The sequence below is a fragment of the Microcystis sp. M49636_WE2 genome (genome assembly GCF_030065375.1).
Taxonomy (GTDB): domain Bacteria; phylum Cyanobacteriota; class Cyanobacteriia; order Cyanobacteriales; family Microcystaceae; genus Microcystis; species Microcystis aeruginosa_C.
Genome location: NZ_JASJFG010000328.1, coordinates 1 through 5548, shown reverse-complemented (window position 1 = coordinate 5548; position 5548 = coordinate 1). Strand labels below are relative to the sequence as shown.

The 5548-nt window shown below is 46.4% G+C and carries 5 protein-coding genes and 1 tRNA gene; 4 read left to right on the top strand and 2 right to left on the bottom strand.

The annotated features are described in order from the left end of the window. Positions 1-307: DUF1830 domain-containing protein (locus tag PX484_RS07875; protein WP_288103380.1), on the top strand; the 307-nt coding region annotated here is incomplete at its 5' end. 8 nt (positions 308-315) lie between these two features. On the opposite strand, the gene PX484_RS07870 is transcribed toward PX484_RS07875, so the two are convergent. After that, entirely contained in the window at positions 316-2943 is a 2628-nt protein-coding gene (locus PX484_RS07870) for a chloride channel protein (RefSeq protein ID WP_287668517.1), read from the bottom strand. Positions 2944-3270: 327 nt separating this feature from the next. Here PX484_RS07870 and PX484_RS07865 point away from each other — a divergent pair, with 327 nt between their 5' ends. Beyond that, positions 3271-3774, top strand: coding sequence for a DUF3122 domain-containing protein (locus tag PX484_RS07865; RefSeq protein ID WP_149974146.1), 504 nt, complete (start codon positions 3271-3273; stop codon positions 3772-3774). A 135-nt stretch (positions 3775-3909) separates the two neighbouring features. Here the strand turns inward: PX484_RS07865 and PX484_RS07860 are convergent, their stop codons facing one another. Beyond that, complete coding sequence (locus tag PX484_RS07860; protein ID WP_002800780.1) at positions 3910-4296, bottom strand: DUF4359 domain-containing protein; 387 nt, start codon at positions 4294-4296, stop codon at positions 3910-3912. Between the two features lie 102 nt (positions 4297-4398). Between PX484_RS07860 and PX484_RS07855 the strand changes: the two genes are divergently transcribed. Together PX484_RS07855 and PX484_RS07850 are read left to right on the top strand one after the other, a co-directional pair. Next, positions 4399-4471: transfer RNA gene (locus tag PX484_RS07855), tRNA-His, on the top strand. A gap of 277 nt (positions 4472-4748) precedes the next feature. Further along, a complete protein-coding gene (locus PX484_RS07850; protein WP_287668513.1) occupies positions 4749-5183 on the top strand; it encodes a hypothetical protein in 435 nt (144 codons plus the stop codon). Positions 5184-5548 lie beyond the last annotated feature (365 nt).

Sequence of the window (5548 nt, the reverse complement as noted above, 5' to 3'; positions counted from 1 at the left end):
TCATATTCAAATTGTTCGCATCACCAATATTGCTAACTGGTATTTTGAAAGGGTGGTTTTCCCCGGGCAGCGTTTAGTATTTGAGACCCTAGCGGATGCTTTCTTAGAGATTCATACGGGGATGATGGCCAGTGCCATCCTTTCCGATAATATCCCCTGTGAACGCCTTTATATCAGCGATGGGGATGACGATGACTCCGATGGTCAACTAGAGGGGGAAATATTCTACCCCCATTCCCTAGGGGAAAGTCAAGGGGCCAAAATTGACAATACCGTACCCTTCGGTTTAACTTTAGCTTCCGCCTAGCTAATAACCTACTCCGATAATTCCCCTCGCACGAGAATGACAGTGCAGTTAACGGCACGGGCAATCGTCGAGGGGATATTGCCATTTAAGAACTGATTGAGCAAACTTTCCCTAGATGCACCCAAAAGCACCAAAGAACAATCCTCCGATTCTACCAGATTAATTACCGCCTCGGCCGGAGAGGCCGAACGAATCGGTAAAGGCAGGACTGGCTGTGCGATCGCTTTCTGTAAAGATGCTTGTAAAACTTCCAAAATAGACAGATCTGGCAGTAACTCCGTCGGAGAATAGATTTTACATAACCAAAGTTTGGGATAATCCGAAGACTCGGACAAAGACAGCAAACTAGGCAATAATCCTAAGGCGCGTTGGGCATTGGGACCGCCGGCGGTGGGAATCAGCCAAATCCTTTCCCGATTAGGATCGTTGGGAAAACAATCCTTTGTCCCCAATTTTACCAAGATGGTTTCACAGGGAGCTTGAGCAATCAAAGTATCGACTAAAAACCCAAAAATCGCCCCAGTAGTGGATCTTTCCCCCGTCCAACCCATAATTAATAAATTGCTGTGTCGTTCGCGAATCGTGGCCAAAATCCCGTCGGCGATATCCTGAGCCACAGAAATTTGTGTATGAACAGAGATATTCTGCTGTCGGGCTAATCTTTCTAGACGATGAAGTAATTTGCGTCCTTCCCGCGTATCCACCCTGACTTCCGCCGGAGAACTAAGACGAGGCACAGTAATCACATAGAGACAATCTATCTCATAATTGCGTTCACGGGCGATCGCAACAGCAATTTTAAACAAAGCGGTAGCGGTGTCGGGATTGGCAATAGGTAATAAAATCCGGCCTATTCCCACAGCCGGGGAACGAGTTTGATAAACCACATAGGAAGGGGTACTGCGTTGGGGCAGTTGACAAACTCCCCCCAATTGATCAGCTTCCACCCGGATAATATCGGTGCGGGTGATGATCCCCACCAGTTTTTGACCGTCGGTAACGGGTAAACGGGAAAGCTGATAGCGATTTAACAGAAATAAAACATCGCTTAAGGCTGCCTGGGGAGCCACCGTAATCGGATTGGGAGTCATCATCTCCCGTAGGACTGTTTGACTGTTTTTTGATCGCCATTTATCCAGATCACTTTGGGTAAAAATCCCCAATAGTCGCCCCTGTTCCACCACGGGAAAACCGCGATGATGGGAACGGGACATAATTTTCACCACTTCCCCCAGGGGTAAATCCGCCGGCAGAATTTCCACCTGCGATTGCATCACATCCATAGCCGACAGATGGGCCAACACATCATTAGAAGGGGTTTCTTCGTTGAGAATAATACCACTAGCGGAAAGTAAATGCTGATAGAGGGAACCGGGGTGAATGCTTTCGGCAGTGATATAAGAAACGGCACAGGTCAACATCAGGGGCAGCACAATATTAAAATTGCGATGCAGTTCAAAGACAATCACGATCGCCGTTACTGGAACCCTGACTACTCCCGTAAAAAAAGCCCCCATACCGGCTAAAGTATAACTAGGTTCGCTGCCGAAACCCATAATTTTCGTCTCGATTCCCCCCACCAGAAACCCCAAGCAGGATCCCAACACCAAAGCGGGGGCGAGGAGTCCTCCAGGGGCGCCGGAACTATAGGAGATCATCGTCAGGAAAAAATAGACCACAAAAGCGAGGGCGGTATTCTGCCAACTTAATTCCCCTGCCAGCAAAAATTCGCGTAAACCCGTATTATCTCGAAAAAAGTCGGGTAAAAAAGCCACTACCGTTCCCGATAAGCCACTGACCAGACCGATGCGCCAAGCTAAAGATAACCGCCAACGCCGCTGCATCTGGCTACAAAAAAGGATGCCTTGATTGAATAAAGCCCCCAATAAGCCCGCTAAAGCCCCTAAAAGGCAATAAATGGGTATTTCTTGGGCAGAGAAGCTAATATTGGCATATTCAGTGATGATCGAGGGGGTATTCTGCAGCATCATCGAAACTACGGCCCCGGTAAAGGAAGCCACGATCGCCGTTTCTAGGGTCATACTGGAAACATCGCGCATTAATTCCTCGATCACAAAGAGGACTCCGGCGATGGGAGTAGTAAAACCGGCCGCTAACCCGGCGGCTGCCCCGGCTGCGATCATCTGACGACGGTGATCGGGACTGGTGGGCAGCCAGACACTTAATTGGGCCGCTAGGGCTGCCCCGATGTGTACCGTGGGGGCCCGACGACCAAGGGTTAAACCACCGCCAAGGATCAGGATCGCCCCGATCATTTTTACGACGGCAACGCGCCAAGACAGGGGCAAAGGATATTTAGCTAGGGCCGCTTTTACTTGGGGAATACCACCCCCGGCGGCTGCGGGGGAGAAGTGTTCGACAATCCAGCCGGCGCTGTAGCCAAGCAGAAAACCGCCGAGGGGCAAAACTAGGAAAGGAGAGGAATTGGCTACTAGATGCACCCGCCAACCACCTAACCAACCGATGCCCAATTTCAGGATAATAGCGGCAAGGGCGGAGAGAATTCCGATTAAACAGGCGACCAGTAAAGCATAACGACTATCGGTGGCGCTACGTCCGAAGTGTTGGGATTTAAACCACTGACGGAGGTTTTGGTGACGGGCAAAAAGTCCCATAATTATCAGGGAGAATCAAGGCAATGGCGGAGCGAGGATTTATTTCGGGTTGGCTGAATAAATCTAAAAACCTTGTGGGATAAGACTTTTAGACCTTTTTGAAATCCAAAAGTGCCGAGACCGGGAGTACTCAGGGGGAAAATTCCAGGACTTTTCCCCTGAAAATTAGGTAATTGACTACCTGAAAATCGGTAAAACCCTACACCCTACACCCTACACCCTACACCCTGCTCCCACCAACAAACTTTTTCAGCAAACCCTAATTATGTTAATTTAGCTCAAGTGCCGAAGCTATTATCACATTTTTTAGATAATGTCAATAAAGTTATGAAACGATTTCTATTATTATTTTGTGTTCTCGTCAGTTTTTTGCTATTTATTAGCCTTCAAATCGATTTTTCCTTGTCCGCACTAGCTCTAACTCGACAACAGCTAGAAGGACCGGGGCAGCTGTTATATCAATCCCGTCATAGTTTGCGCGATGATACCGGTAGTCCTTGGCAGGTGGTGTTATTTAAACGAGTTAAAGATGGGGAAACGGTAGAAATTAGTTTGCGCTTGGTGGGATTTCCAGAGGGGATTGAGTTTCTTCACCCAGAAAGATTAACGATAACCACTGCTAAAGGGCAAATTTTAGCGGCTGAGGATGCTTTTGCCCAAGAATCACCCGCAGCTAACGTTGGTCAATACAAGATGCGGGATATCTTAGCACAGCTACCCGTTACCGAAGCGATCGAGCTTTCCCTACCCCTAGACAATCCCCGCTCTCTCAGTATCCCGATTCCTGTACTTTTGGAATGGCAAAGTCTGCTTTTTTCCGTAAATGTTTGACTTTTTGGGTTAGGGTGAAAAATTGAGAATCACCTTGGGGCTGTTTGGTACTTTATCTGACTACAATGCCCAATTAGCAAAAGTTTCAGCTATCACCACTACAATACAATCAGTACCAAAATTCTAATTGTCTGACTACAGTTCTAAAGCTTCGTAGATGTATAATTTGTTCAAAAAACCGACGGTGCTGAAGTGATAACTAGGTAAAGGGGGAGGGAACGATAATTCCGTTTGATAAACGCTGAAAATGAGAAAATTCTTTCTAGTGGTGTTAGTGGCGATCGCTTCTTGTAAAAAAGGATGACCCGTATCCACCAACATTTTACAGTAACCCCGCAAGAGAGCCTGCACCTCGATGGAAGCTTGCGCCCGAGCGCAGACATTATCCTTAAGATAGCTAGTTAACCTCTGGGAAGCGTATTGTTCGTAATCTTGACGATTAGGGTTAGTTGTCAGCAATATCCCCGCAATTCCCCCGAAAACCACTCCTAACACCATTCCCCCTAACCGCGCCAATTTCATAAGCTCTCAAATCATCACTCGCTTACCCTAACGATAGCCCGAATTAGGATAAAAAACCTCTTGTCAACCATTCGTCTTGTGCTATACTTGAAAAGGTGTACGGCGAGCGTAGCCAAGTGGTTAAGGCAGTGGATTGTGGTTCCACCACTCGGGGGTTCGAGTCCCCTCGTTCGCCCTATTTTTAAGACCCTCGATTTCAGGCTAGACTAAAATTCGCACTAAATCAACGTCCTTTTTGTAGTAGTTCCGATCGTGGTTGCTAACAACGTTCAACAGCAAGATAATGTCTGGGGAGTTTAGCATCTAATGGGTCAGATAGTGATGCCATTCAGACTTAAATTGACCTTTTAAATACAGCAATTTTTTCCGGAATGTAGTGATTAGGAAAAATTTAAGAATACTTTCTCACCTAGCCCGGTCTTTTATATTAACCGATTAAGAGGATAATTACCGTGAAAACAGCGAAATATCCCGAAAAAATTGCCGCTCTCTGGACAACATTTCTCTTGGGAACCCTATTTCACACGCAACTAGGGTTAATGCCACTCTTCCATGGTCAATCGATCGTCGAGAGTCATCAAACCAGCAATCTCGATCCGATTTTCTGGGGAATGTTACTCTTTTTTTTGCTGCCAATGTTAGCGATTATCGGGGTCAATTTTAGTGAAAGTCGTTCCTTGATAAAAACCCATTTCTGGCTAACAATTCTCTATTCTATCTTGAATTTAGCCCATCTGATCGCCGATCTTTTGGTCAGACCGATTGCCTGGTATCAAATCGCTCTCATGGCAATTTTACTGATCATCGGACTGATTTTAAATCTAGTTTCCTATCAATGGCTGCGGTTAGCGATCGCCCATCCGCGCCATCTCTCGGAAAATCATTAGCAGCGCCAAGATCAAAGGGTAGCCGGTTGACTAACTGATCCACACAAGAGGATGCCTTTTGATCTTAAGTTGGTGCTTATTAAGGCAAAAGCAAGCTTAAACCGTAGCTAAAGCGATTTTTTTGAAAATATAGCTTAAAAAATCTAATTAGGGCTTGCTGAATAAATCTAAAAACCTTGCTGGATAAGACTTTTAGACTTTTTGTCAATCCAAAAGTACCAGACCTGGGAGTGAGCGGGGGGAAAATTCAGGTACTTTTTCCCTGAAAATTAGGTAATTGACCAGATGAAAATCGGTAAAACCCTACACCCCACACCCCACACCCCACACCCTGCCCCCACGAAAAACTTTTTCAGCAAACCCTA

Bases quoted from the DNA above. Each gene is read 5' to 3' on its own strand.
- PX484_RS07870 (WP_287668517.1), bottom strand. From the start codon at position 2,943: ATGGGACTTTTTGCCCGTCACCAAAACCTCCGTCAGTGGTTTAAATCC.
- PX484_RS07860 (WP_002800780.1), bottom strand. From the start codon at position 4,296: ATGAAATTGGCGCGGTTAGGGGGAATGGTGTTAGGAGTGGTTTTCGGG.
- PX484_RS07865 (WP_149974146.1), top strand. From the start codon at position 3,271: ATGAAACGATTTCTATTATTATTTTGTGTTCTCGTCAGTTTTTTGCTA.